Genomic DNA, 26,213 nt, shown 5'->3' with positions numbered 1-26,213 from the left:
CTGCGTTATCCTTCCTCGCCTTGCCAGACGCCCTGCTCGCGCAGCGAGTCGGCGACTTCCCGGGGCATGTAGGTTTCGTCGTGCTTGGCGAGCACATTGGTTGCCAGGAACGTGCCATCGGGCTGCACGCTTCCCTCGGCCACCACGCCCTGTCCTTCGCGGAACAGGTCGGGCAGGATGCCGGTAAAGTGCGCGGTCATCTCGCCAGCCCCGTCATGGACGACGAAAACATTGGTTTCCCCATCCTGTTGCCAGCTTCCCTCGAGCACAAGCCCCCCGAGCCGGATCGGCGTTCCGGGCGCTATGGCTGCCTCCGCGATCTCGGTCGGCGAATAGAAAAACACGATCTGGTCGCGCAGCGCCGTCAGGATGAGCCCCGCCGCCAGTGCGAGGATGACACCGAGGCCGGCAATGACACCAAGGCGTTTCTGTTTGCGTGTCCAGGCCATTGGCTTACTCCATCAATCCCGCTTCGCGCCCGAAATCCTCGAGCGCCAGCCTGTCCTGCCCTGAAAGTGCGGCAAGACCACGTTCGAGGTCGGCGCGTGCCGCGTCCTCGCCATCGAGTTCGATGCGGGAGCGCACAAGTTGCATCCATTCGTCGGCGCTGCCGCCTTCGTCGTAGAGTCGCGCGGCAAGCCCATCGACCATGCCGCGGATCATCACATCCATTGTCGCATCCGGCTCGCTGTCGCCCAGCGTTCCGCTTTCAAGCCCGGCCTGCGCCGCAACCAGCCCCGACCGGGCCGTATCGATCCAGGCCTCTTCGCCCGTCGCCAGGCCCAGCAATTCTTCCCAGAGCGCCACGGCGTCCTGATATTGACCCGTCTGGGTCAATTGACCAGCCAGATAGAAGCGCGATCGGACATGGATCGGGTCTGCGTCCACAGCGTTGCGCAGGAGCGTCATCGCTTCGGCGTCGGCCACCCCGTCATTGCCCAGGATCAGGGCTTCGGCCAAATTGGTTTCCCGGTCGGCCGTGGGCGGCTCGAGCGCCAGCACGCGGCGCCAGGCGTTGGCCGCTTCGGCAAAGCGCCCTTGTTCCATATAGATCGGCGCCAGAACCAGCCAGCCGCGCACATCGTCGGGTGTCTGCTCCATCTGCGCTTCCACGGTCGCCACCGCCGCCTCGATATCGCTTGCCGATATCTGGGCCGGCTGCTCGCGCTCGGCCAGGGGCAGCGCCGGCAGGTCGGCGCGCCCGATCCAGGCGTAAAGGCCCAGACTGACCGCAGCCACAACCGGCAGGGTCGCCAGCATGACCGCCCGGCCGCTTAAGCCGCCCTTTTTGCCCCCACCTTCCTTTTCGTGAAGGATCACTTCGCGCGCCAGTTCGGCCCGCGCCGCCGTGGCTTCGTCGGCCGAAAGCCGGCCCGCTTCAAGGTCGCGTTCGATTCCTTCGAGCTGATCGCGGAAAAAGGCGCGCGCCGCATCGGGGCTTTCGCCCGCCGGGGTGGAAGGCGGCGCCGCGCGCAGTCCCATGGCGAGTACGCCAAGGCTCGCCAGAACCAGCAATATCGCTAAAATCCAGAACAAGTGTGAGACTAACCCTTGAAAACCAATGAGATGCCGTTTCTATAGGCCAAACTCAGCCAGATTACAGTCGGCGATTGGCGCGCGCTTTGCCGCACCGCAGAGTAAGGGCCGGACGGGACGGACATGACCGAGCAAGCCAAAACCGTTGCCGTGGTCGGCGCCTCCCCCTTCGCGTGGCTTCTAGCAGGGCTTTTGGCATCTGACCATTCACGAGCAATTGTGCTGCTCAGCCCGGCGCCCAATCCCCACGCTCTGCGCCCCCTGCCCGCGCTTTCATTCGCCCCGGTCACCCGGCCTGAAACCTTGTCGATCGTCCTGGACCATGCAAGGCCGGCGCTGAGACGCCTGTCGCGCATCGTACCCGCCATCAGCGAGCGCATCGACGTTCGAATTGAAGGCCGCACCGCCGAGGCAATCGTTGCCCTGAGCCATATGCGCCACGCCGCCGAAGGTTTCGGCTATCCGGCCGATCCGATGGAAAAGACGGCCCGGGGCGCAAACGTTAAGGTGCGCGATGTGCGGTTGATCGATGCCGCCGCCCTCCACGAGGCGGGTCCGGCATGGCTGGCGGGGGCCAATGTCGCCGTGCTCCATTCTGTGGATGGCCTTTCGATCAGGCGCGATGGCAGCGCGCGGTTCGGCGCGACCACCATCGATCAGGTGATTCTGGCCGATGATGGCGCCATCCTGCAGTGGATGGACGCCGATGAAATCGCCTCATTCGCCCGTATCGAGCATTGGACCGGCATTGAAACCGCCCCCCAACGGCCCGGACGCTACCGTGCCGGCTTCGATCTCGACACGGGAACCGTCTTCGCCCAATCGTCCGACGGCATCATTCGCGCCGCGGCCCGCGACGATGATGGAAAGGCCCTGCCCCGTATAGCCGATTGCCTGTCGCTGGACCCCGCGCCACGTCTGGCCGCACGGGCCAGTCTCACGCGGCTTTGTCCCGATGACGGCGCCCCGGTCCTCGGGCCGACCCGCCGCGGCAAGCTGTTCGTGGTGGCCGGGCTGGGCGTTCTCGACCTGATCCTGGCGCCGCTGGTCGCGGGCATAATTGCCGAGCAGGCAAGCGGGCTCGAGATCGAATGGGCCGCGGCCCATGGCGCCGATTTGCGCCAACCCCGGCGCGACATCGCCGAATTTCATCCCGGGCTGGTTGCCGGGGGCGCGCAATGAACGAAAAGGCACGCCTTGGCGGCACGCTACCGCCCGAATTTGCGCGCCCGGTCATCGACAGCTCCCGGCCGGTGCAATTCCGGCTCAACGGCCGCTCCTTTGCCGGTGTGGAAGGCGATACGGTACTCTCGGCGCTGCTGGCCAACGGGATCGATAGTGCCGGGCGCTTTGACGGCACGGTCATTGCGCTCGACGAATATAGCGCTCCTCCTATCGCGCTCGAGGGCAATGAGGGTCGCCCCGATCTGGCCATGCCCATGGCCATTTGCCCTGCCGTCGACGGCGCATCCTTCGTTTCGGTCGGCCCCGCGCCGGCGGTCGCCCAAACCTTCGCGGCACGGCTCATGCCCCGCGCCAAGGACACGCTTGGACTGACCTACAAAACCGGATCGGCGGAGCCCGGCGGCTGGATCGACGCCGAGGCGACCCGAAGGATCACCGCCGATGTGGCCGTCGTGGGTGGCGGCGTCGCCGGCCTCTCTGCCGCTCTGGCCGCCGCACGCAAGGGTTTGCGTGTCTGCCTCGTCGAAAAGGAGGCGACCCTTGGCGGCATGTCGGAGTTTTTCGGCAAGGCCGAGGGCGAACCCGCCCCTGACGAGACCATAGGCGCATTGGCCAGCCAGATCGGGGAATCTGGCCTGATTACCCTGCTGCTGGGCACCCTCGCCTTCGATCTTTCAGGCGGAACAATCGAAGCGATCCGCGTGCTCAGGACCGGTACCCTGCCGCAGCCCGAGCGGATCGCGATCAAGGCGGACACAATCGTGCTGGCCACCGGAATGGTCGGGCGCATGCCGCTGTTTCCAGGCAACCGGCTGCCAGGGGTCCTCGAAGCGGGTTGGGCCTGGCGGCTGGCAGCGCGCTACAACATATGGCCGGGAACAAGCGCCCATATTCATTCGACAACCAATGCGGGCTACCGCATGGCGCTGCTTGGCGCCGCCGGCGGCAAGACGATCGCCCGCGCCAGCGATCCGCGCATCGATCCGCAGACCCGGTTCATCGAATTCTGCAAGGCCTATGGCTATCGGCTCGGCTGGGGCGTGACCATCGGATCGGTGACGCCCGCCCGCCGCACCGGGCTGGCGGTCCGTCTGGCAGATGTGGAAACCGGGGCCCCGGGCGAAGAGGTCATTTCATGCGATCGTCTCATCGTATCGGGGGGATGGCAGCCCGATCTCGATCTCTGGCTGAAGGCTTCGGGGCCGGTAGAGTGGGATGGGGTCAGCCAGACGCTTGTTGCAAGAGACGGGCTCGAAGGCGTCGTCCTGGCGGGCAGCGTAGCCGGTTATCTCAGCCTCGGCGGTTGCGTGGAGCACGGCAAGGCGGCGCTTGAAACCGCCCTTGATGGCCGGGAGCGGCCCGTCGCCGATCCGCGCATCGACCCCATATTCGATACGCCGGATGGCCCATTGCTGGTTTCGGCCCCCAAGGGGCAAGAGGACGCCGCCTTTACCGCACCCGGCGCGTCGCGCACGTTGCCTGCACCTGCTCCAGACGGCTGGGGCCGGCTCATCGGCCTCTCCTCTAAACCCGCGCCCTCAGCGCCAACCGGGCCGCTCGGCCCCCTCGATGTCGTGGGGGAGATTGTCGCCCAGCGGCTCGATCCCGGCTTGGCGCCCGGGCTTTGCGCCGAACGCTGCGTGGTGCCGCGCTCGCTCCGAGCCACAGCCGATGCCGCCCCCGCCGCGGTACATGTGCCCGAGGATATCCCGCTCTATCTTGAGGGCCGCTTCGGCGCGGAACAGCAGCAATGGACACTCATCCCCGGCGAGCGGCGCCGGTTCGATCCGGGATGTCTGGTGTTTGCCAATACCGACCATCGCTCGCCTCTCGATGCGGTCGGGGTTGTGCTTGCCGGCCATGGGGGAGAGATCGGGGCCCTGCTCAGGCATATGAGCATGAAATCGGGCGATACAGTCTATATCCGCGACGGCCTGACAACGGTGCCGGCCAGGCTCGGCAAGCAGGCCTGAAGCGCTTCCGGCATAAGTGAAATGCTCTGGAGGTCGGGCCCAGAGCCGTTCAGGCTTTGATTGAATCAAATCCTTGGCTCTAAGCCTTTGTTTTATCGCGTGTCCGAACCGTAAAACCGTTTCCATCCCCGATCGCGTCGAGGACATGCTTTTGCTGGACGCGCTTTAGCCCTGCGCGGTCCGGCGCTCGGCGCCATCGCGGGCCCGGCGCAGAATATCGGCATATTCGGGGTTGAAGCGGATTTCGGCCATCTTGATACCGGCGTCGAGCCGCTCGCGCGCCACCGGGTCGGCGGGTGCGGCGCGATACATGTCGAGCGCGCGGGTCACCAGCACCTCCACTGTCTGTCCGGTATCGGCCCAGGCCTGGTCGAGCAAGGCATTGACGGCAAGGGAATCCCGCGACCTGCGGACAGTCATCAGAAGATAAAGTCCGTTGAGCGCGGCCAGGACATCGTCGGCGTCCACCCGGTCGTTGCCGTCCCGGGGACGCCGCAACGCCTGGGTGACATTGAGGGTGATTTCCTTCATGGGCCGTTCGAGCCGTTCGGACAGCCGGGCCGTGAGGTCCGTCATGATGGTCCCCCACACCGAACGTCTCTCAATGTCCAGATTATAGGTAATGGCGCGCATCAGCCTATGGAAGCGGTCGATCGCCTTGCATGAAAAATCGATGTCGGAGAACAGGTTGGGCTGGCTGGCGAGGCCGCCGATCTGGCTCTGGGCGTGGCTGAGAACAGCCTCGACCAATGAGCCATAACCGGCATTGGTGATCCGGGTCTCGCCATTGCCCCCCGCGATGGCCACGGCGGCCGCCATGAGGCGGCTGGGATTGGCCATGTGCCCCACCATCGCCTGCATCCAGAGCGCCCGCGTCAAGGGATTGGTGATCGAAATCGACTGCAACGCGGTCGCCAGTTCCGTCTCATCGGAAATCGAACCGACGGCGATGCCGAATTTTCCGGCCTGCTCGAGAAGCGGGCGGCGGCGCATCGCCATGATGACCGGCGCGAGACGCTGGCGCGCTTCTTCTCCGCCCATCTGCATGGAATTGCGGCGCTCGAGTTCGCGATCTTCCTTTTCGGCGGCGGCGTTGGCCTTGAGCTTTTCGAGTATTTCGGGAAGCAGGCTGTCGAACGCCGTCAGCGGATCGGCGCCCGAATCGAGGGCGTCGGCCAGGCGCGCGGCCTCATCGGCCGCCACGTCGCGCGCCATCCATGTCCAGATCTTGCCGGCGGTCTCGCGCTCGATGGCGCCGGGAAAGCCGTGGGGAGCAGGCGGGTCGACAAGAACGCCGGCCAGCACCTGGAGAAAGGCGTCCTTGCCCGAATCGGCCCCGCGCCTGGCGTCTGCTGCACCACGCGGCTGGTTCTTTTGGCCGGGAAATGTATCGGGAAGAGTCATGGAATCCTGTAACCGGTGCGCTGCGTGAGGGACCGAACGTCAACCTTATGGCCAACGGGCTAAAAAAACCTTTCAAGATACTCAGAGCGTTTCCAGAATAAGTGGAAACCACTTATCCGGTTCGCAAGCGCGACAAAACAAAGGCTTAGAGCATTTTCGCCAGTCCTTGAATGGTGGAAACGCTCGAAAAAAGGGTGCCGCCAAAGGCGACACCCGTCAATCAATCTAATCCCTAGGGGAATACCCTTAGGCCGTTACGCCCCAGGCGCCATCGACCTCGCGGCAGGCCTGGCCCGACTTGGTGTAGGTCTGCCCGCTGACGGTCACGCGGTGCGAGAATTCGCGGCAGTCGAGATTGTTGACCCGCACATAGGGGCCGACCGAAACCTGACCGGTCGCGCCACCCGAGGACCATGTGCGCGGCGCGCCCGGACGTCCGAACTGAAGGGCATAAAATTGCGCGTCATTGGCCGCCGAACGCTGGGCCGGCGTCAACTGACCGAGAATGGAAGCATCGATATAGTCGTAGCTGCCCGGCTCCAGACGCGCCTGCTGGATGGGCGTCGAATCGCTGGGCGTGACGGTATCGGGCAGCGTGTCGGTCATAACAGTCGGCTGTGGCATCACCGGCTGGGTCGTCTGGAAATTGGCCGTACGGGTACAGCCGGCGACCGCCAGAGCCAGCGAAACGAGTGCAATCGCCCTCAACATCTTCATTGCGCAATACCTTTCGTAGTGGCCCCCCGGGACCTTTCAATGTCTATCTCGGCCAATACGGCCAAATTGCGGTTAATTACCGCAGGTTCAAGTCTGTTGCCGCGTCTGCCGGGCTGCCGGAAGCCGAAGTGTTGCCCGAAGGCCACCCAGATCCGACCGTGTCAACGCAAGATCGCCTCCATAGATATCGACGAGTTCCTTGACGATATCGAGTCCCAGCCCGCTCCCGGGCGTTTTTTCGTCCAGCCTGACCCCGCGCCGCAACACATGCTCGGCTTGGGCTTGGGTCAGTCCCGGTCCGTTATCTTCAACGACGATCTCAACGCTCCGGTTCCCTGAAACGCTTGTTGACCGCGCCGAAAGACGGACTTCCGAGCGCGCCCATTTGCAGCCATTATCCAATAGATTGCCGGCCATTTCCTCGAGATCGCTTTCGTCACCCCGAAACCAGGGTATGTCGGGCGGCAGGTCGATGGCGATGTCGCATTGCTTGTTGAGCTTTCCCATCACAAGCCCGAGCCGTTCGAGCACGGCGCGCGTATCGGCCCGCTTGCCGACCACGCTTGAACGCGCCGCCAGCCGCGCCTTGTCGAGATAGGTCGAAACGATGCGGCTCATATTGTCGGTCTCGTGCAGCACGGCCTTGGCCAGAGCCGTCTTGCCGCCGTCAGCCTCGTTGCGCAGCACGGCCAGCGGGGTTTTCAGCCCGTGGGCGAGATTGCCCACCTGAGCGCGCGAGCGTTCGACGATCTGGGTGTTGGAGCGCAAAAGCTCGTTGAGCTCGTCGGCCAGTGGGGCGATTTCCTGAGGGAAGCTGCCCTCGACGCTGGGCTTGTCGCCCTCGCGCACCGCCTCGATGGCCTCGCGCAACCGCTCGATGGGACGCAGCGCAAAGCGCGCGATCATGCCGCTCATTGTGGCCAGGATCAGGGCTACGACGGCAAGGACGATGATCGCCTGCCCGCGAAACGCGGCCGCGCGACCTTCCACGTCCGTATAATTGCCCGTCACGGTGATGACGTGGCGGCCAAGATCGTCGAGCGTCACCCAGCGCTCGACCGCGCGCAGCGTCTGTTGGCCGTAATCGTCCTCGATCATCCCCGAACGCGTGCCCGACGCATTGAAGGCGCCCACCAGATCGGGCAGCACCGTGCCAACCATGGAAGGGGAAAAATTGACCAGCGTTCCCGCCTCGTTGCGGATTTGCCAGTACCAGCCGGAGGTGGGACGCGAGAACCGCGTATCGGCCAGCCCGATCTCGCCCGACGCCGCCGAATCGAGTTCCAGCGTCTGCCCGACCAGTGCGGAAATCTGCAAATCGAGGCTTTCGGTCAGGTCCCGGTCGAGCGCTTGCGAATAGAGCTCGGTCAACAGAAACGCCGTGGCGACCAGCGCGACGATCAACCAGCCCGCCGATAGCCAGAACAGCCGAAAGGCGATGGAGCCCCGAGTCACTAGAGCAGGTCCACGAAAAGTGGGAACCGGTTTCCCGTCCGGACCTGCGACCACAGGGAAAATTGAGCCAGTTTCGGGTTTCGCAGAAAGCTGAACACGGCTCAATCCGCCAGGATCTGATAGCCGAGCCCGCGAATGGTCTGGATCAACTCTTCAGGCAGCTTCTTGCGCAACCTGCCGACAAACACCTCGATCGTATTGGAATCACGATCGAAATCCTGATCGTACAAATGCTCGGTCAATTCCGTGCGCGAGATCACCTTGCCCTTGTGCATCATCAGATAGGCGAGAAGCCGGAATTCGTGGCTGGTGAGCTTGATCGCCTGCCCATCCACGGTCACCCGGCCCGCCTTGGTATCGAGCCGCACGGCACCGGCGGTAATTTCGTTGGAGGCATGGCCGGCTGCCCGGCGCACCAGCGCGCGGAGCCGCGCCAGCACTTCTTCCATATGGAAGGGCTTGGCGACGTAGTCGTCGGCGCCCGCATCGATCCCCTGCACCTTGTCGCTCCAGCGGTCGCGCGCCGTCAGCAGCAGCACCGGCATCATGCGGTTCTCGCGCCGCCAGGCTTCGAGCACCGAAATCCCGTCCATGCGCGGCAGGCCGATATCGAGGACGACGGCGTCATAGGGTTCGGTATCGCCCAGGAAGTGCCCCTCCTCGCCGTCGGTGGCGCTGTCGCAGACATAGCCTGCGTCGGTCAGCGCTTCGCAAATCTGCCTGTTGAGGTTTTCGTCGTCTTCGACAACCAGTATCCGCATGGTCCCGCCCCGCCTGCGTGTAGCCTATTGTGCATTCAACGTCAGATTGCGCGCCTGTCCCGAGGTTTCGAGAACCGCAAGCACATAGACCAGAGCCCCGCCCTGCTCGCAGACCTTGACGCTCAGCACCTCGGTAGAAGGATCGATGCCCTCCCGCGAGAGCACCGCAGCCACCGGCTGGATGCGCCCTTCGGCGAGCGCGGCCTGGATGGCCGAATTGTCCCAGCACACTTCCTGTGCCGCGACAGGCATGGCACCCAGCGGGAGAGAAAGGCTCAAAGCCAGGGCCAACGATGTGAGTCGGGACACAAAAGCGTTTTTCATGCCCCGACTATTACCGTCAGTTTGCTGAACTGCAAATGAATGGTTCGCCCAAATTGTGGCGGGGATGCCTAGGTCCTGACCCTAGCCTTTGCCAAGTTCGGATTTGAGCCCCCGCCGCAGGAAGATGATCGCAAGCGCTTCCATCACCATCTGCGGTCCCGAATATTCGCCCAACATGGCAATGTCGATGCCAAAGCTCTGGGCGATGCCGACAACCAGCATCAGCACGCCCACTATATAGGTCTTGTAGCCCTCGAAAATCGTCATCTCGTTGATATCCTTTTCGGTTTGAGAGGGAGGTTGCAGCGCCACGGCAGACAGCGCCGTTGCGCGAATATCGCTGACACGGCTGGTCCAGCCGCGCCCGAAACTGGCCCAATTGGCCAGCCGTTGCAGGAACCCCATGCGCTGGTCACACAGCGCTTCGATCAGGGCGCGCGTGTCGCGCTTTCCAACCGCCGCCAGTGTCACCGGGCCGACAAACCCGTCCTGCACCACGCCCACCAGCGCCTGCAGCACCCGCACCGCGCGGTCGGGCCCGGAATTGACCCCATAATCGAACACCGCAAGGTCAAGCCCTGCCGGCAGAGAGCCCGCCTTGCAGCGCTCCCAGTAGAGCGCCTTATAGATCGCCGAAGCCTCGCTCCGCTCCAGCGCCCGGACCTCCGATTTCGGCAGATCCCACCACGGATCGATCCCGCGCCAGCGGGCCAGCGTCTTGTGGGTTATCCCCATATTGGTCGCCCCGCCCGGATCGGAGGGATGATCGACATAGCCGCCCTCGTGCTCCAGAATCTTGGCAAGGCAAAGCGTCCAGCGCGAAGCCGGCATGATGGTTCTCCCTATTGAATCAAAAATTGGACAAAGCCCCGCCAAACCCACGCCCGTCACCCCGGCCTTGAGCCGGGGCCCAGTACACTCTGCGTATGAGATCGAGCCGCGTGCGCTGCCGGTTACTGGGTCCCGGGTCTTCGCCCGGAATGACGACGGGGAGGCTTGCGGCTCAGAGTTTCACTGAGTCGGAAGTCTGCTCACCTCTCCCTTGGGGGAGAGGTCGACGCGAAGCGGCGGGTGAGGGGGCCTTGGCAGCGATGGCTGAAGGCCCCCTCACCCGGTCCTTCGCATACGATCAGGCCCGACCTCTCCCCCAAAGGACGAGGTGAAGTCCGCACTTGCCCTGCTTCCGTGAGGGCCCGAAAGAGTCTGGAGACCTGTGGTCCCTGAAAATCAGCCGTTGTCGGAAAACGAGAGTTCGATCCAATCGCTGCCGCGCCGGACCAGCATCAGAGCGTCCTCGAAGGCATCGAGCACCCGGTCGCCGCCCAGCTTCAAATTTCCGGTCCCGTCGCGGAAGGTCAGGGTATTGCCCGCCGTCCCCGTGACGATCAGCACCGAGCCGTCGAACCCGCCGTCGATCGTATCGACATCGTCGGTCGTCCCGCTTTGAGGTGCGGGAACCACATAGCCAGTCTCGGCCGCCAGAACGCCGCCGACAATCGTCGGAAAGCTCACACCGCACCCCGCAAAGCGCGAAAACCGCACGAACCCGGTCGCGCCTTCGAGAATCATCGCCGTTTTGAAATCGGACCCGTCATCACTCACCTTGAAGGTGAAATCATCGTCCCCCGCCAGCCCGATCTCGGCTCGCCCCGACCAGCCGGACTGGAAGATCAACGTCGCGCTGTCGGTCTCGCCCTCCTTGTTGAGCGTCAGCCGCACATCGCCATTGCCGCCCTCCCCGTCGGGGATCGCCGTAAACAGCGCCGCTTCGGAACGCACGGCCAGCCGGTTGGTCGCATCGGGGTCCGTTCCGATCCCAAGCCCGACCACCCCGTTGAACAGCGGCGCCCAGCTCCCGCCCCGAAATATCACCGGCCGCGCGCCGCCGATATCCCACGCCAGCCAGCCCTCAGCCGGTTCGGCAAACCGCCACCCGCCCTCGCTCCAGGCCGCCAATTGCCCGTCACGGCCCTCCCACGCCCCCGTCGCCATCGTCCCGATGCCATAGGTCGCCCCGGTCTCGGGCTCGGCCGGCGGATCAATCGCCGCCAGCCCCGCGAGCCGGATCTGCACCAGCGCATCGAGCAACAGCAGCGCCTCATTGTGCGTTACGTGTTTTTGCGCCTGCTCGGAGGCGATCAGCGGCAGATCGAGCCGCGCCGTCGAACTCATGGGTAAACTCCCTGTGCGGCCAGCCCCGCGCCCAAGACCGGGCTGACCTGTTGAATTGTGAAACCGAACGCGCCCGCCGGTCCCCCGAAATCGGCCATTTGATCGGCCGTCGAATAGGTCCAGCCCGCCGCGCCAACATCCTCGACGCGCACCGCCGATCCGCCATCGAAAATGGAAACCCGATACCGCTCGGGCACGACATCGAGCGCAATATCGCCATAGGTCCAGCCATTGCCGCCCACCCGGCCCCGCCGGATCCAGCTCAAGACGATGTCCCCGCTCGCATCGCGAACAGCACTCAAATGCGCCGGCGCCAAGGGCAGCGCGGTCCCGATATCCACTTCGACGCCCAGCGCCGTGCCCTCGGCGTCGCGCAATCCGGCATAGGCCAAAAGCGTCCGCGTATCGCCCAGCGCGCTCTGCGGCACGGCGAGCCGGACGCAATTGCCGTTGACGATCATCACCCGGCTGTCCGCCGCCGCGGCATCGATCCGCGTCCCATCCTGCCCGCGCAGCAGCCCCGTCAGCCGATATGTCGAAGCCTCGACAAGTTCGGCCTTCTCGAACCCGATCAGTTCCCAATGGCCCGCGTCGGTTTCCACCGCCAGCCTATTGCTCGCCGCCAGCACCGCCTGCGGCTCGGCAGACGCCAGATGCCCGCCATGCAATGACAGGACGATCTCACTCCCCCGGTCCCACATCCCCGTCGGCCCCGTCGCCAAAGGCTGCGCCAGAACGCCGAGCGTCCCGGCCCCCGTCAGCCGCGCCACTTCGGTTCCGGTTTCGGTATCGCGCAGGCTGATCGGCCCCGGCCAGGGATCGCACATGGCCGCCGCCACAAGCTCGGTTCCGCCATCGCTCGCCGGCAAATGCGCAATGGTGATGAGTGGCGTCGCTGCAATCGGCGGGCTGACCTGCGGCATACGCCGCTCTGTGGTGCCCGCCACCCCGTTGATCGTTCCCCCATGTGCCGATGCCGAAACCTGCCGCACCACCCCATCACGCACCGTGCCGATCACGAACGGCCCGTCCGCCTGTCCCTCGACCGCCACCATGTCGCCCGCCTCGAGCGCCAGCATCGAAGGCGGCAGCGCAAACTCCAATCCGTCCTCGCCGCGCCGCATGGCCCGCAACATCGCTTCTGCCACGGCCCCCGCATCCGCCGGATCGAGCACCAGCCCCGTTTCCGCCCCCGCGTAACGCTCGCCCTTCGGCGCCACGGCCAGTGCCGTCGCGGTCTGATAGTCGCGATCCCTGTCGAAATAGCTCAGCGTCAGCCGCCCGGCCCGCTCGGCCCAATCTCCCCGCTTGCGCGAAACGATTGCCCCCTCGCCCGCCGCCAGATCGGCCTTCGCCATCTCGACAACCGAACGCGTATCCCCGGCCCGCCAGAGGATTCCCGCTTCCCCGTCACGCACCGAAAACCCCAGCGCCTCGACCAGCCCCGCCGATGCTTCGCGCAAGCTGGTCACCGCCTCGATCCCCAGCCCATGCACCATGGGCGCCCGCGTATCGATGGCCTTGACCGGCACGCCGAACTCGTCGGCCATGGCGGCCAGAAGCTCCTCGGCACTCGCTGCCCCCAACCGCCCGTTCAACCAATGCCCTGTGTCGTAATTGGCCGCGTCCGACCAGATTTCAGGCATGCCCGGAAACGCCGGATAGGGGCGCGCGTCCCAGCACCACAGATATATCCGGTTCGCATCGAGCATCGGCGCGCCATAGACGCCCGACACCGGATTGTGCGCCCCCGTTTCCTGCCAGTATTGATGGCAGGCTCGCAGCATCTGGCGCTGGATCAGCGGATCGGGCGTCCCGCTCGAAAAGGGCGGACGCTTGTCCTCGGCGCTTTTGGGGTCGCCAAACGCATTGGGCGCGTTCGGCCCCTTGTCCACCGCCCCGCATCCCAACTCGGTCAGCCAGATGGGTTTGGACTGCGGCACCCATTGCGTCGGCGTCGCAGAGCGCACCCCGCCCACACGGTTGTGGTGCGGCTGGGTCCAAAAGCTCACCAGATCCTTGTAACGCCACACCCAGACTTCGCCATACGCGCCGTCCGCAATCGGCGTGCGCACCTGATCGGCCCGGTCGGCGTCCGAAGCGTAATACCAGTCGAACCCCTCCCCACCGGCAACATTGCCCTTGAGATAATCGAGGTCGTAAATCGCCCCCGCCACCTCGGCATCGAGATGGCCCTCCCCATCGCGCCAATCGGCCATGGGCATGTAGTTGTCGATCCCGATGGCATCGATATTTGTGTCGGCCCATAGCGGGTCGAGATGAAAAATCCGGTCCCCCGATCCATCGTCGGGCTGAAATCCGGAATATTCGGACCAGTCCGCCGCATAGGTGATCTTTGTCCCCCCGCCCACAATCGCCCGCACGTCGCCGGCCAGCGTTTGCAGCGCATCGACGAAGGGAAAACTCGTCGTCCCCGACCGCACCCAGCCCAGATGCCGCATTTCCGAGCCGATCAGCATGGCATCGACCCCGCCCGCATCTTCGGCCAACTGGGCATAGTGCAGGATCATGTCGCGATAGCCATTGGCCATGAACGCATTGACCTGGCTTGTCGCCGCACCCGTCCCATCGGGCGAACCCGCGACACCAGGCGCCGGATGGCATGTGATCCGCCCCCGCCAGGGATAGGCCGGCTGGCCCGCGCCAAGCGTATAGGGGTCGATCAGCCCGTTGCCCGCCTCGATGTCCATCATCACGAAGGGATAAAGCGTCACCTTGATGCCGCGCGATTTGAGATCGGCAATCGCCGCCATAACGCTCGCGTCGGACGGTGTGCCCCCATAGGCCGGGCCGCCCTCATGGTCGCTGACGCGATTGGCCCCGCTCCGCCCCAGCCCCGCCACCGACCAGTCGGCTCCCTTCACCTCCTTGCTCGTGCTGTCGACGCGCGGTTCCACCACGCATTCCCCGCAGCGCAGATCGGTCCCGAACCAGGCGACCACCAGTCCCACATGTTCGAGGTCCGGGCACAGCGCCGTCAGCTCGTCGATGGACATGTCCCAATCCGAGCGCGCCGCGCTCAGATGGCTGTTCTCCGCCGCCGCCCGCCCCGGCCCCAGAACCCGCACGCGCGGCTTGGGATCGTACCCGAATTCGGTCGAACCGGGGATCAGGCACACGGCGCGAATGTCGCGTTCGAGATCGCCGACCGGCCGGCAGATTTCCACAGAGAGATTGGGAATGCGGTTGCCGAACGGGGTCAGGTCCAGCCGCTCGAACACCAGGTAGCACAGCCCACGATAGGCGGGCGTTTCCCCCTGCTTGCTTACGATCAGCCCGTCGCGCGGCTGGTCCATCGTGCCGCGATAAAACCTTATGTCGAGCCCGTCGGTCTCAACCGGCTTGCCATCGGCCCAGATGCGCCCGAAATGGGCCACTTCCCCCTCGCACAGCGCCAGGGCGAAACTGGCGGCAATCGTTTCTTCCTCTGTTCCCGACGCCCCGAACCCCTTGGATCCCGAGCTTTCCGGCGCGATCCGTTCAAGCTCGGTCGCCCAGATGATGTTGCCCGAAACCCGGCTCCAGCCATAAATGCGCGCAATGGCCCCGCCCTCGCTCGACCCGATCAGCCTGATGTCGGAATGGGCCCGCGCAGCAGGCTTTTCTCCGAATACCTGCGCATCGATCGCGCTCCCCGCCAGCGCCCCCAGCGCCCTCCCGATCGTCGCCCCGATCGGCCCGCCAATTGCGCCACCCACCACCTGCCCGGCCAGCGAAAGTGCCAGAGTTGCCATGTGTCCTGTCTTTCAAAACGGAAAAGATTTCAAAGCACCGACCCTCCACAAAAGGTCCGCGCCGGCGATTGAGCGCTATGCTTCCACACTCTCCACCGTCATCCCGGCCTTGAGCCGGGACGCAGTACACTCGTCGCCTCAAACAGAACCGGCAGCGCGAAACGTCCAACTGCCGCTCAAAGCCCCCTCACCCGCCGCTTCGCGTCGACCTCTCCCCCAAGGGAGAGGTGGTCCCCCGCGCTCGCGGCATTTCTTACCTCTCCCTCAGGGGGAGAGGTCGGGGCTTGCGCAGCAAGGTCCGGGTGAGGGGGCCTTTTGCCAAACCACCACCGCTCAAGGCCCCTCACCGCCCTGCCGGGCACTCTCTCCCCCGAGGGGCGAGGGCTTATCTTGTCGAAGCGTTCGAGCTTAGGGTCAGCCTTTGGGAAGCCGCAGCCCGACTCCCTCACCCCTCTGGGGAGAGGGTTGGGGTGAGGGGCCTTGAGCGCTGGCGATCTCCTCTCACGGAAACCCGAACACTCCAGCCACCCGCCGCGCCCAGCTCTCGCTCAGCGCCACCTCGACAACCCCCACATGCTCCTGGGCATGCACGAACCTGTCCGGCCCCACCATCACGCCGCAGTGGCGGGCCGGCCGATGCCGCATCAGCTTAAACAGCACAACATCACCCGCCTCCGGCGCCCCGCCCCGCACCACAAGATGCCGCCGCGCCGCCGCTTCCAGCGCATCGCCAACGCGAAAATCGCGCCAATCGCTGCCATAGGCGGGCACCGGCCCGGCCTCTTCGCCATACAACTCACGCCAGATCCCCCGGATCAGCCCCAAACAATCGGCCCCGGCACCCCGCCGGCTCGCCTGATGCCGATAGGGCGTGCCGACCCAACCCCGCGCCATAAGCGCAATCTCGTCGCCCGGTCTCATCGCACCACCGCCCTTCCGTCCAGCCGATCCTCGGTGCCCGGATAGCGCAGCACGAAATCATTGCCCGGAATGTGCGGGAATCCCTGGAAATTGATGGCATTGGAAAATTTGCCGCCGCAGGTCGAAAACCGCTTGTCGCACCCGGCGTAAACGGTCAGCGTATCGCCGATCTCCACCCAGTCCCCCACCGGCCGGTCGAAGACAACCGTGCCGCCGTCCTGGCGCACAATCGTTTCCTCGATCCCGACCCGCCTGCCGCTCTCCCAGCGCGCCACCCCATGGCTGAACCACCCGGCTGCAAACCCCTCCAGCCCGCTCACCGTCGCGCTCGTCGCATCGGGCTTGCCCGTCACAATCGCCGTTGCCCGAAACGCGCCCGTCTCGATGTTTTTCCCGCAGCGCCCGTCCCCCAGCCGCGCGTCGCACATATGCTGATAGAGCCGCCCGCGCGGCACGTTCATCGCGTGCTGGCCCGAGCGCAGTTCGGCCCGGAAAACGCCGTCCTCGCGGGTGATCTCGCCGATCGTATCCATCCGGATCAGCTCGCGCTGTTCAACATCGCGCCAGTTCACCCGCCAGCTTTCCACCCGCGCGCCGTCATAGCGGCCCAGCGCGATATCGTCCTCGCTGATCGCCTCGGAATGGAGCACGCCGAGCACCTCGGAGGTCTCGGTCTGCGCGCCGAGTTTCTGCACAATCTCCCCGCCATCGAGCCCGTGTGCCGGCACAAACGCGGTGCCCCCGAACCCCAGCGCCACATCGTGATCGGTAAACCCCAGCGTCACCCCATCGGTGCGCATAATCCGCCAGCACCAGCACAGCGTCGTCGCTCCGCTCGCGATATGGGCGGCAAAATCCTCACCAAACTGTCTCATTCGCCAATCACCTCGATCAGGGGAATGGCGGGCGCAACGGCCGCGTCGAACCCCGACATCTCGACATCGAGCCTGTCGGTATCGAACCGCACCGGCACGTCGAAGAAAAACCCCGCCGTCACCACCGCGCCCGCGTCCGGCGCCACATCGAGCGTCACCACACCCGTGAGCAGGTCCACCGAAAACGCCCCCGGCCCAACGGACACCCCGTCCACTGCCACCGTCACGCTGCCCGCCACCGGCTTGGTGATCGGACGCAGATAGGGGTCAAAGCTCGCGCCATAGCGCTTGACCAGTTGAAACGCCGTCCGGCTCCCATCGCCCGCCCCGATTTCCTGATCGGCCGCTGCTGGTGTCCCGCCATCCGGACTTGAAGAAAAATCGATCCCGTCGCGCCACAGGAACGAATGAAACCGCCCCCGCCGCTCCTCGAAAAACGCCAGCACCGCCAGCATGTCGGCGCGCGATTTGACGCCATACCCGGCATTGTAGCGCCGCCGCGCATGCGCCCAACGCGAATTGCGCTCCTCGCGCCCCGACGCGAGCGTTGTCACATCGGTCGCCCGCACCGGCCCACCCTGCGCCCCCATCGCAATATCGAGCGGAAACCGCACCTGATGAAACGCCATTGTCCTTCTCCAGTCTCATGGTCTTTTCAGAAAGGCCCCCTCACCCGTCTGGCTGCGCCAGCCGACCTCTCCCCCAAGGGAGAGGGGTTCCCCGCCGCTTGCGGTATTCTTACCTCTCCCTTGGGGGGAGACTTCGAGCCGTCTTGCCAATCGTGCCAGTGGCACGATTGGAGGCGAGAAGGCCATGAGAGCTGTGCTCGAATGGCGATGGCGCGAAGCGACGGGTGAAGGGGGCCCTCTCGTATGTCTCGACCTGCTCACCACTGGAATTAGCCGCAGCGCAACTCCCTCGCCCCTTTGGGGAGAGGGTTGGGGTGAGGGGCCGCATTGGCCAAGCCAATGCGTCAGACAAAGCCTGAACACCTAACTCCCCCGCGTCCCGCGCCGCACGGCGCGCAACAGCATGGCGCTCATTTCGGCTTCCGCCGCCGCAAAGCTGCGCGCATCGTTGGCCGTGACGTTGAAATTGACCGTCACCGCCTGCCCGCCGCCCGAAGCGACCCCCAGCCGCCCATCCGCGCCACGCGCCAGCGGCAATATCGCCTCCGGCCCCGCCTCCCCGGCCAATCCCCATTGCCCTTGCATGGGAAAATAGGTCGGGCTGGCCAACACCCCGCCCTTGGCGAACGGCTTGACGCTGGCCAGTGCCGGATTGAACCCGGCAAACAGGCTCTCGATGCCCCCCGAAACCAGATCGCCCAGCGGCTTGAGTGCGGCTTTGAGTGCAATATCGGCAAAGGCCCGCCCGATATCGGCAAGCAGGCTCCGCAGCGACCGCCCCTCCATGATCGCCCCGCGCAAACTGCGCGTCAGCGTGGCGCCCACCGAGTTTCCCAGATCGCGAATGCGTTCGAGCTCGACGGAGACATCGCTCATTTCCGCATCGAAACTCTCGCCAAATATCTCGCTCATTGTCTCTCTCCGTCAGGATGGCGCGCCATCAGCGCCTCGAGATCGTTCCGCCCCAGCGCCGCCCCCTTGCGTCCGGCCACCCCGTCATGCGCCGCCGCCAGTTCGCGCGGCGTCATCGCCCAGAACGCCCCCGGGGACAGCCGCAAAACGCCCAGCCCGAACGCCATGGCATTGCTCCAGGGAAACCCGCTCATTGGGCCTCCCCGAATGTCGCGTGCAAAAGCCGCACGCAAATCTGCGCCGCGCCCTTCAATCCCCCCTCGATCGAAAGCCGCGCCAGGTCGTCGTCGGTGATCGGATGGCCCGCCCCGCGCAGACCGGCCCCCAGGATCGCCGTCAGGTCGCGGGCCGAAACCCGCCCCTGCGCAAAGCGCTCGACAAGTCCATTGAGATCAGAGGCCTGCAGCCGCGCCTCCAGTTCGGCCAGCGCGCCCAGCGTCAGGCAAAGCGTTTTCGTCTCGCCGCCTATCTCGGCGTCGATTTCTCCGCGTTGCGGATTGGCCATTTCATGGCTCCCTGAATGTGCTACGCTCGTTTGAGCGATTGGGTTGTGTTGTGATGTGTACAAATGGAGCGCGCCAGAATGGCAAAGCCCTCGACCACGCTTACCGTGCGTTTGCCCAGTGAAACCCGGGCCAAGCTCGACCGGCTGGCCGATCTGACCCAGCGGTCCAAATCCTTCCTGGCCGCCAAGGCGCTTGATGCCTATGCCGAGCGTGAGCTGGAAAAATTCCAGAAGATCGAAGCGCAACTCCGCGCCACCCCGGACGCGCCCGACCCCGATGCCGACGAAATCTTCGCCATCATGGAACGCGCCAGCCGCAGCACTAAAGCGCCGTAAACCCGATTTCCCCGGCGCTCTCCAGCGCCAGCTCGAACGTCACCTCGCCCGCGTGATCGCCCGCAAACTCCAGCGCCACGATCTGAAACGGTCCCTCGACCGTTCCGAAATCGGGCAGGATCAACTGCCAGTTCCGGATCGTCCCGCCGAAAAACAGCTCACGCACCTGGGCGTCCGAACTCTTGTCCTTGAAAATCCCCGACCCCGACACCGAGGCGCGCTTGATCCCGCCGCCTTGCAGCAATTCCCGCCAGCGCCCGGCGCTTTCGGCGTCGGTGGTATCGACGCTCGCGGCATTGAAGGCGAGCTGCTTGGTGCGCAGTCCCGCCACCGTCAGAAAACTCCCCGACCCGGTCTGGTCGAGTTTCAAAAGCATGTCCTTGCCGCTCTGGGCCGTCATCTCAATTGTCCTTTGGTTCGGAGAAAAGCCGCAACTGCACCGCTGCCCGCGCGCGGCCCGTCGCGAGGTCGATGGCCGTTTCGGTGCGTAGATGCCGCCTGTGGGTCAAAATATGGTCCTGGGGCGCCAGCGCCCCCATCACCGCCACCCGCTCGATCCGGTCGGCAATCCCGATTGCCGCCGCGCGCGATGGCTGCGGGCTCCAGCAATGGATGGTCAGCCGATGCTCGAAGCCCGGCGTTTCGTCGCCATCGCGCGGCACCGCGTCATGGCGCAAAATCGTCACGTAGGGCGGCTGTTGTCCCTTGGGCGGCGCATCGAATATCGCACCCTCTCCGATCAGCAACGCCAATGGCCCATCAATCGCCCAGGCGGAAACCAGCGCGTTCTGGATATCTTCAAGCGCGTCCATCTAGCCCACCATCGCCGTTTCGGCGCACAGGCAGGAGAGATAGGCCCGCCGCCCGTTCAGATCTTCGGCCTCAACGATCTCAAGCGCCCGCCCGCGATAGACGATCCGGTCGCCGGGCTTGAGGTCCTTGCGAAACCGCAACACCACAGCGTGCGTCGAGGTCGCTGCCCGCCCATCGCCCTCGCGCATGATCCGTGCGGAGCGCGAGCGCACCCGCGCCCACACCGACGTGATGGGCAAAAACAGCGTTTCGTGCCCGCCATCGGGCATCAGCGCCATGTCGCGCCGCTGCAGTTGCACCCGGTCCCTGAGCGTGCCGACCGGCGGCACCGCGCCCCTCACAGCCGCACCCGCTTGTGGCTGGCGATCAGCCGCTCGAACCCGGCAGGCACCGAAGCCCCCGGCCCGCTCACCAGCACCGCGTCACGGTTTTCGTACCAATAGGCGGCAAGCGTTTTCAGCGACTGGATCAGATCGGCGGGCACCTCTTCCGGTTCGGTCCCGAACCCGGCCACATAATCGATCTCGATCCCCATCCGCTCGCGCAGAACCGGCACACCGGCCACGCTCGCCGGCAAAATGATCCGTGCCGGATTGGCCTGCCCATCGGGCAAAACCTGTTCGAGATCGATCTGGTGCTCGTTGCCGCCGGCGTCGTAGCACCGCATTTCGCTCAGCGCGATCATTGGCGAGACCGGCAGTTTGATCACCCGGCCTTCCGGCCAGCCATCGAGCACCAGCCGCCAGGTCTGGGCCAGCAGCGCCTTGCCCGTCAGCGCTTCGACATGCACCCGCGCCGCCACGATCAACGCCTCGATCAGCCCGTCCTCGGCGTCGTCCTCGACCCGCAAATGCGCCTTCATCGCGCCAAGCGAAACCGGCTCCTGGGCGGGACCCGCCAGAAGGGATGATGTCATTTCTGTTCTCTTTGATTTGTTGGTTTGGAGAGGCCCTAAAGGCCCCCTCACCCGTCTGGCTGCGCCATCCGACCTCTCCCCCAAGGGAGAGGTAAGAAATGCCGCCGGCCCCGCGCTTCACCTCTCCCTTAGGGGGAGAGGTCGACGCGCAGCGTCGGGTGAGGGGGCCTTTTCTGTCCAGGCGAAAGCCGCTGCCCGGAATGGGTCAGGATCTGGCGAAAATGGTGTTGGCCGAGAACCGGAGCGGAGCGTACTTAGAGTACGTGAGCACCGGAAACGCAGGGCAACGCCGTTTGCAGCCCGCCCTCATTCATTCCCCGAATTTCAGCAGCTTGATCGCGTCAAAATCGGAAATCCCGCCACCGACGCGCTTGGTCGTGTAAAACAGCACATAGGGCTTGGCCGAATACGGATCGCGCAGGATGTTGACGCCCTGCCGGTCGACGATCAGATAGCCGCGCCGGAAATCGCCGAACGCCACCGAAAGGCTGTCCACACCGATATCGGGCATGTCCTCGGCCTCGACCAGCGAAAAGCCCATAAGGCTCGCCCGGCCATCGGGCGAAGCGGCAGGCTGCCAGAGGTAATTGCCCTCGGCATCCTTCAATTTCCGCACAGCCCCTTGGGTGCGCCGGTTCATCAGCCATGTCGCATTCTGGCGATAGCCGGCCTTGAGCGCATAGACCAGGTCGACCAGAGCGTCGGCCGGGTCGGTAGCATCGAACCCACCATCGGCTCCCGTCGATATGGTCCCCAGCTTTTCCCAGGCCCAGCTCGCCTCATCGACAGTATCGGCGTCGAGAAAGCCCGAAGGCTTGTTCACCCCATCGCCGAGGATAAACGCCGTCGTTTCCTGCTCGGCGAACGCGGCATTGACCTCCTCGGCAATCCACTGGCCCACGTCCACCGCCGCATCGTCCAAAAACGCCTGGGTCGCCGCCGGCATGGCGTAGAGTTCGGTGGTGGGGAAGGTCAGTTCGTCGATCACCTGGGAATTGGTCTGGGTGCGCGCCGCCGTCTCGCCGACCCAACCCACCTGCGGCCCGGTCACGGTGATGGGCTTTTTATAGACAGAAGAAGAGACCTGCCGCACGCCGCAGATCGAGCGCATGGGCGAAATCGCAGTCAGTAGTTTGGTGATCTCTGTTTCGGTTTCCCCCGGCACCAGATAGCCGCCATCGGGGTTCGAGCCGACCGAAAGCGCCTTTTCCTCGCCGCGCTTCACATAGGCGGAAAACGCGTCCTTGTATTCATCGCTGGCAACCGCCCTGCCCCCGTCGAGCGCCGGACGGGCCTTGTCCACCGCCGCCTTGTCGAGCGCCGATTTGTACCCGTCGAGCACTGCATTGAGCCGATCAAGCTTGCCTTCGAGCAGCGTATCGGCGGACCCACGTTTTTCCAGTTCGCCCAGCCGCTGGTCGTTGGTCGATTTGAACTCCTCGAATGCGGTCATGAAATCGGCGAACAGGGCATCCACATCCCCAGCCGGAAGCGCCGCGACCTTGGTTTCAAGGCGCGGTTCGATAGATTTGGTCATCAGTTTTCCCTTGTTTGTGTGTCAGCGGGGGTGTGCCACCACTCTCCTCGTCGTCCTCGGGCTTGACCCGGGGACCCGCTACGCTTCCAGATGGCCCGAAAGACGTGTGTCCCTCGCGCCGTCCGCCTCCAAAACCTCTTCAGCGATTGCGGCGGCGTCGCGGATTGTCGGGTCGAGCCCGACAATGACGAGGGGGGAGAGGGAGCCTCGCCCCCTACGACGTCATCAGTCTCTGTGCCGCGCCAAGCGTTGCGGCCAGTTTGGCGTTGCCGCCCGGCCCGGTGCCAATCCGTGCCGCTTCCATCATCGGAAAGGTGACGATGGAAATTTCCCAAAGGTCCACGGCCCACAATCGCCGCGTCCCCGTCCTGCCCTCGCGGGTGGCCCGCACGGCCCGAAACCCGATGGAAAGCCCGTCGATGGCCCGCTGCGCGATCAGCGCCCTAAGGCTCGCCGCGCGCGGCACGCCATCGAGCAGCCGCCCGGAAACTTTCAACCCGAACCCGTCCTCGGCGATCTCGTCCCACAGCCCAATGGGCTCTTTGGGATCGTGCTGAAACAACAGCCGCACCCGGCTTGCGCCGCGCGATTTCAGCGTGTCGCGGAACGCGCCCGGCATCACGATATCCCCGCCCCCGTCGAGCCGCCCGAACACCGAGGCATAGCCCGAAAACCGCCCATCGGCGTCGATGGCAACGCTCATCTGGCCGCCTCCGGTTTGCCCCTTGCCGATTTTACCGGCCGTTTGGCCAGCGATCCCGCCAGGTTCCAGGCGAACTGCCGAAACACCTGCGTGGCGTCTCCCGGATTGCTCTTTGCCGTCTTTTTCGTCCCCATCAGTCCTTGTCCCTGAACAGTTTGTTGAGGTGGGCGATTTCGGTCACGAAGGTGTTGAACCGCCGATTGGCCGCCGAAAGCTCCTTGAGCAGTTTGAAAACCGTCACGCTCGCCCCGCCCGCCCACAAAAACAGCGCCACATGCGCCAGATCCCCCTTGGCGAGCACCGTCGAAACGATCGCGTCCATGTGTTTCCTTTCTGGCTCTCAAGGCCCCTCACCCGTCTGGCCGCGCCATCCGACCTCTCCCCCAAGGGAGAGGTAAGAAGACCGCAGGCGCCGGGAACGACCTCTCCCTTGGGGGGAGAGGTCGGCGCGAAGCGACGGGTGAGGGGGCCTTCGCCCAAACTCCAACCGTCGCAGTTCGTCGCCAATGCCAGCCCCACGCAAAACCCTCGCCCCTCCGGGGAGAGGGTGCCCGGCAGGGCGGTGAGGGGCCTTGAGCGTCGGTGCTTTACAAAAAAGCCCCCTAAGCTCTCTTCCCGAACCCCAGCAGCTCCCGCTTTTCCTCGTCGCTGAGGAATGTCGCATTCCCCACCCGTTCCCAGTCCATCGCCCGATCAGCCGCCAGCGCTTCGACCCCGTCGAAATCGGGCACAAGCTCCACCCCGCCGAACCCCGGCGACAGCCAATGGGTCAGCGAGCCCACCACGGCCCGCACCAGCGGAATGACCGTCTGCCGCCATAGCGCGCGGCTGGCCTCGGCGTAGTTTGCGTAAGTGTTGTCCCCCGGAATCCCCAGCAGCATGGGCGGCACACCGAAGGCCAGCGCGATTTCGCGCGCCGCCGCGTTCTTGGCGTCGAGAAAATCCATTTCCGCCGGAGTGAGCGCCATCGCCTTCCAGTCCAGCCCACCCTCGAGCACCATGGGCCGCCCGGCATTGATCGCCCCGGCAAACCCCTCCTCAAGCTCGGATTTGAGCCTTTGGTACTGATCCTCGGTCAAATTCCCCGCCGCCGCGTTGTAAACCAACGCCCCCGAAGGCCGCGCCGCGTTCTCCAGCAGCGCCCGGTTCCAGGCCGTCGCCGCATTGTGCGTTTCAAGACTGCCCTGTGCCGCCTGCAAGGGTGCCTGGCCGTAATGATCGTCCAGCGGATCGAACAGAGTGAGGTGCAAAACCCGCCCCACCGGCCCATTGTCGAGCATCAGCTTGTGGGTCCGCCCGCCCGCCGTATAAGCATAGCCGATGGGCCATCCATCCCTGCCCGCGATCACCGCCATGCGGTCGGGCCGCAGCCCGTAAAGCCCCTTGACCTCCCCCTCGACGATCGCCGCGTCGATATAGGCGTTGCCGGCAAGCTGGAGATAGGAAAAGACGCTTTCGAGCAACGCCTTGCCATCCTGGCGCGGATTGGGCCGTCCGAGCAGCGCAAGCAGCGGGTGCTCGGTCAGAACCTTGTCCCCATCGCGCACCTCGAGCGGCACCCTTGCCGCGCTTTCCGCCACCATGCGCACGCAGCGATAGACAATCGGGTTTTTCGCGAACCCCTCATTGGCCAGCGCCGCAAACCCCTTCTTGCCACTCCCGCCAATCCCCAGAGGCGCGAGCTGAAACAACGTCTGCGGCGCCGATTTCTGTTCAGCACCCACACGCGATCGCCCGCCCACAAGGCGCCCCAGCCAATCGGCCATCGTCTCATCCTTTTGTCAGAAGATCTGGGAGATCGCCGCAGCATCTCCATCATGGCTGAACTCTACCCCACCAGCGTCACGCGGGGATAAGTCCGGCCAATAAAAAACCCCGCCGGAGCGGGGTTCCAATTCGGGGCTCAGTGCCCCTTTCTCATCATTAGGTCAAACGCTTGATCGTAATAGTCATCCATAACAAACGGAATCACCCATTCTGGCACCCGTAGCGCTTCAGCTATCTCGTAGGGCTGAATCGCTCCCGACCGAAAACTTGTGAGATAGATATCTCTCAGCGGCTTTGGGCAAAGTATTATGGCCGCCATCCATCTGGTATCGAGTTCCGAGTTAAATCTCTCAGAGCGCTGGCTTGCCAATGGTTGATTTTGGACTTCTTTTACAAATTCAACGAATTTTTCGCGTGTGTCCACCTTCTCAGACTCAGTGTCGAACACATGCATAAGTTCCTTGGTTAGCGCGAATCTCCGCTCCCGTGGATGGTCGTTGAGCTCCTCGCAATACCGAATTTCGGCAATATCAAACTCTTCTTCATAAGCCGAAGTGCGATCCGTCCCAACCAACTTATAGTGAGCCTGCCGGTTTGGCATTGGATATTTGATCGACCATACTTTGATCTCGCCAACCCCCGCGTGCCGGGTGTTTATAAGATGCATGAGCAAATCGAACGGGACAGGCGGGCGATCCACCTTGCCAACTACTTCTTCATACAGGTCTTTAAAAAGCATATCGGCGTTCCCCCGTCAGAAGAACGCCGATCACATAATTCGGTGCGGAATGTCAACTAGTCGTCGATCTTTTCCATCAAAACCGCAGAACCTTCTCGTATCTGCGACTCTGCTCTAACAATTTGCTCAGCAAGGTCAAATGCATTGACATTGTCTTCGCCTACGCAAAAAAACTTGATGTTACGCGTCTGCGGTCCCTCATAAGGGAACAGCAGATCAGCGGCACGGTCTATAACAGACGACATTTTCGCTCCCTTTCATGGTTGGAGGATTAATCT

29 protein-coding genes are annotated in these 26,213 nt (G+C 64.4%); 3 read left to right on the top strand and 26 right to left on the bottom strand.

The window, feature by feature from the left end; all coding sequences use genetic code 11:
- Positions 1 to 5: 5 nt before the first annotated feature.
- Entirely contained in the window at positions 6 to 449 is a 444-nt protein-coding gene (ccmE, locus tag KKY_RS03750) for a cytochrome c maturation protein CcmE (protein ID WP_014129971.1), read from the bottom strand.
- Between the two features lie 4 nt (positions 450 to 453).
- Positions 454 to 1,536, bottom strand: coding sequence for a c-type cytochrome biogenesis protein CcmI (gene ccmI / locus KKY_RS03745; RefSeq protein WP_244404045.1), 1,083 nt, complete (start codon positions 1,534 to 1,536; stop codon positions 454 to 456).
- 123 nt (positions 1,537 to 1,659) lie between these two features.
- Between ccmI and KKY_RS03740 the strand changes: the two genes are divergently transcribed.
- Both KKY_RS03740 and KKY_RS03735 read left to right on the top strand, forming a co-directional pair.
- Positions 1,660 to 2,718: an FAD-binding oxidoreductase/lyase gene (locus tag KKY_RS03740; RefSeq protein ID WP_041528562.1), complete on the top strand. Its 1,059-nt coding sequence runs from the start codon at positions 1,660 to 1,662 to the stop codon at positions 2,716 to 2,718.
- A complete protein-coding gene (locus tag KKY_RS03735) occupies positions 2,715 to 4,694 on the top strand; it encodes an FAD-dependent oxidoreductase (RefSeq protein ID WP_014129968.1) in 1,980 nt (659 codons plus the stop codon). The genes KKY_RS03740 and KKY_RS03735 overlap by 4 nt, the downstream gene beginning before the upstream one ends.
- Before the next feature lie 165 nt (positions 4,695 to 4,859).
- Here the strand turns inward: KKY_RS03735 and KKY_RS03730 are convergent, their stop codons facing one another.
- From KKY_RS03730 to KKY_RS03665, 14 genes are all read right to left on the bottom strand, one after another.
- A complete protein-coding gene (locus KKY_RS03730) occupies positions 4,860 to 6,098 on the bottom strand; it encodes a hypothetical protein (RefSeq protein ID WP_014129967.1) in 1,239 nt (412 codons plus the stop codon).
- Positions 6,099 to 6,344: 246 nt separating this feature from the next.
- On the bottom strand, positions 6,345 to 6,815 hold the full coding sequence (locus KKY_RS19425; RefSeq protein WP_014129966.1) for a LipA a lipoprotein: 471 nt from the start codon (positions 6,813 to 6,815) through the stop codon (positions 6,345 to 6,347).
- An 87-nt stretch (positions 6,816 to 6,902) separates the two neighbouring features.
- A complete protein-coding gene (locus KKY_RS03720; protein WP_014129965.1) occupies positions 6,903 to 8,270 on the bottom strand; it encodes a sensor histidine kinase in 1,368 nt (455 codons plus the stop codon).
- Between the two features lie 101 nt (positions 8,271 to 8,371).
- On the bottom strand, positions 8,372 to 9,031 hold the full coding sequence (locus tag KKY_RS03715) for a response regulator transcription factor (protein ID WP_014129964.1): 660 nt from the start codon (positions 9,029 to 9,031) through the stop codon (positions 8,372 to 8,374).
- 24 nt (positions 9,032 to 9,055) lie between these two features.
- Positions 9,056 to 9,340: a hypothetical protein gene (locus tag KKY_RS03710; RefSeq protein ID WP_139304962.1), complete on the bottom strand. Its 285-nt coding sequence runs from the start codon at positions 9,338 to 9,340 to the stop codon at positions 9,056 to 9,058.
- Positions 9,341 to 9,436: 96 nt separating this feature from the next.
- Entirely contained in the window at positions 9,437 to 10,186 is a 750-nt protein-coding gene (locus KKY_RS03705) for a glycoside hydrolase family 108 protein (protein WP_014129962.1), read from the bottom strand.
- A gap of 396 nt (positions 10,187 to 10,582) precedes the next feature.
- Positions 10,583 to 11,527: a DUF2793 domain-containing protein gene (locus KKY_RS03700; RefSeq protein WP_014129961.1), complete on the bottom strand. Its 945-nt coding sequence runs from the start codon at positions 11,525 to 11,527 to the stop codon at positions 10,583 to 10,585.
- Complete coding sequence (locus KKY_RS03695) at positions 11,524 to 15,282, bottom strand: baseplate multidomain protein megatron (protein ID WP_014129960.1); 3,759 nt, start codon at positions 15,280 to 15,282, stop codon at positions 11,524 to 11,526. Before KKY_RS03695 ends, KKY_RS03700 begins: the two co-directional genes overlap by 4 nt.
- 501 nt (positions 15,283 to 15,783) lie before the next feature.
- Positions 15,784 to 16,203, bottom strand: a complete 420-nt coding sequence (locus KKY_RS03690; RefSeq protein WP_014129959.1) for an NlpC/P60 family protein — start codon at positions 16,201 to 16,203, stop codon at positions 15,784 to 15,786.
- Complete coding sequence (locus KKY_RS03685; RefSeq protein WP_014129958.1) at positions 16,200 to 17,078, bottom strand: DUF2163 domain-containing protein; 879 nt, start codon at positions 17,076 to 17,078, stop codon at positions 16,200 to 16,202. Before KKY_RS03685 ends, KKY_RS03690 begins: the two co-directional genes overlap by 4 nt.
- Positions 17,075 to 17,707, bottom strand: coding sequence for a DUF2460 domain-containing protein (locus KKY_RS03680; RefSeq protein WP_014129957.1), 633 nt, complete (start codon positions 17,705 to 17,707; stop codon positions 17,075 to 17,077). The genes KKY_RS03685 and KKY_RS03680 overlap by 4 nt, the downstream gene beginning before the upstream one ends.
- 363 nt (positions 17,708 to 18,070) lie before the next feature.
- Positions 18,071 to 18,619, bottom strand: coding sequence for a phage tail tape measure protein (locus tag KKY_RS03675; RefSeq protein ID WP_014129956.1), 549 nt, complete (start codon positions 18,617 to 18,619; stop codon positions 18,071 to 18,073).
- A complete protein-coding gene (locus KKY_RS03670; RefSeq protein ID WP_014129955.1) occupies positions 18,616 to 18,813 on the bottom strand; it encodes a rcc01693 family protein in 198 nt (65 codons plus the stop codon). The genes KKY_RS03675 and KKY_RS03670 overlap by 4 nt, the downstream gene beginning before the upstream one ends.
- A complete protein-coding gene (locus tag KKY_RS03665; RefSeq protein ID WP_014129954.1) occupies positions 18,810 to 19,124 on the bottom strand; it encodes a gene transfer agent family protein in 315 nt (104 codons plus the stop codon). Before KKY_RS03665 ends, KKY_RS03670 begins: the two co-directional genes overlap by 4 nt.
- 78 nt (positions 19,125 to 19,202) lie before the next feature.
- Between KKY_RS03665 and KKY_RS03660 the strand changes: the two genes are divergently transcribed.
- A complete protein-coding gene (locus KKY_RS03660) occupies positions 19,203 to 19,460 on the top strand; it encodes a CopG family ribbon-helix-helix protein (RefSeq protein ID WP_014129953.1) in 258 nt (85 codons plus the stop codon).
- Here the strand turns inward: KKY_RS03660 and KKY_RS03655 are convergent.
- The 10 genes from KKY_RS03655 to KKY_RS03610 form a co-directional block, all read right to left on the bottom strand.
- Positions 19,447 to 19,860 (bottom strand): phage major tail protein, TP901-1 family, encoded by a 414-nt coding sequence (locus KKY_RS03655; RefSeq protein WP_014129952.1) that lies wholly within the window; start codon positions 19,858 to 19,860, stop codon positions 19,447 to 19,449. The genes KKY_RS03660 and KKY_RS03655 overlap by 14 nt on opposite strands.
- A gap of 1 nt (position 19,861) precedes the next feature.
- Complete coding sequence (locus KKY_RS03650; protein ID WP_014129951.1) at positions 19,862 to 20,272, bottom strand: DUF3168 domain-containing protein; 411 nt, start codon at positions 20,270 to 20,272, stop codon at positions 19,862 to 19,864.
- Entirely contained in the window at positions 20,273 to 20,602 is a 330-nt protein-coding gene (locus KKY_RS03645; RefSeq protein WP_139304961.1) for a phage head closure protein, read from the bottom strand.
- 8 nt (positions 20,603 to 20,610) lie between these two features.
- Positions 20,611 to 21,189, bottom strand: coding sequence for a head-tail connector protein (locus KKY_RS03640; RefSeq protein WP_014129949.1), 579 nt, complete (start codon positions 21,187 to 21,189; stop codon positions 20,611 to 20,613).
- Between the two features lie 310 nt (positions 21,190 to 21,499).
- Complete coding sequence (locus tag KKY_RS03635) at positions 21,500 to 22,726, bottom strand: phage major capsid protein (RefSeq protein WP_014129948.1); 1,227 nt, start codon at positions 22,724 to 22,726, stop codon at positions 21,500 to 21,502.
- Between the two features lie 214 nt (positions 22,727 to 22,940).
- Positions 22,941 to 23,429: an HK97 family phage prohead protease gene (locus tag KKY_RS03630; protein ID WP_014129947.1), complete on the bottom strand. Its 489-nt coding sequence runs from the start codon at positions 23,427 to 23,429 to the stop codon at positions 22,941 to 22,943.
- Positions 23,430 to 23,562: 133 nt separating this feature from the next.
- Positions 23,563 to 23,751, bottom strand: a complete 189-nt coding sequence (locus tag KKY_RS03625; RefSeq protein WP_014129945.1) for a hypothetical protein — start codon at positions 23,749 to 23,751, stop codon at positions 23,563 to 23,565.
- A 280-nt stretch (positions 23,752 to 24,031) separates the two neighbouring features.
- Positions 24,032 to 25,195, bottom strand: coding sequence for a phage portal protein (locus KKY_RS03620; protein ID WP_014129944.1), 1,164 nt, complete (start codon positions 25,193 to 25,195; stop codon positions 24,032 to 24,034).
- 137 nt (positions 25,196 to 25,332) lie between these two features.
- Positions 25,333 to 25,935 carry a hypothetical protein gene (locus tag KKY_RS03615; protein WP_041528560.1) on the bottom strand — a complete coding sequence of 201 codons (603 nt, stop codon included), beginning with the start codon at positions 25,933 to 25,935 and terminating at the stop codon, positions 25,333 to 25,335.
- A gap of 56 nt (positions 25,936 to 25,991) precedes the next feature.
- Positions 25,992 to 26,180 carry a hypothetical protein gene (locus tag KKY_RS03610; protein WP_041528559.1) on the bottom strand — a complete coding sequence of 63 codons (189 nt, stop codon included), beginning with the start codon at positions 26,178 to 26,180 and terminating at the stop codon, positions 25,992 to 25,994.
- Positions 26,181 to 26,213: the final 33 nt, after the last annotated feature.

It is taken from the genome of Pelagibacterium halotolerans B2, assembly GCF_000230555.1.
GTDB classification, from domain to species: domain Bacteria; phylum Pseudomonadota; class Alphaproteobacteria; order Rhizobiales; family Devosiaceae; genus Pelagibacterium; species Pelagibacterium halotolerans.
This window is presented reverse-complemented; position numbering and strand designations above follow the sequence as displayed.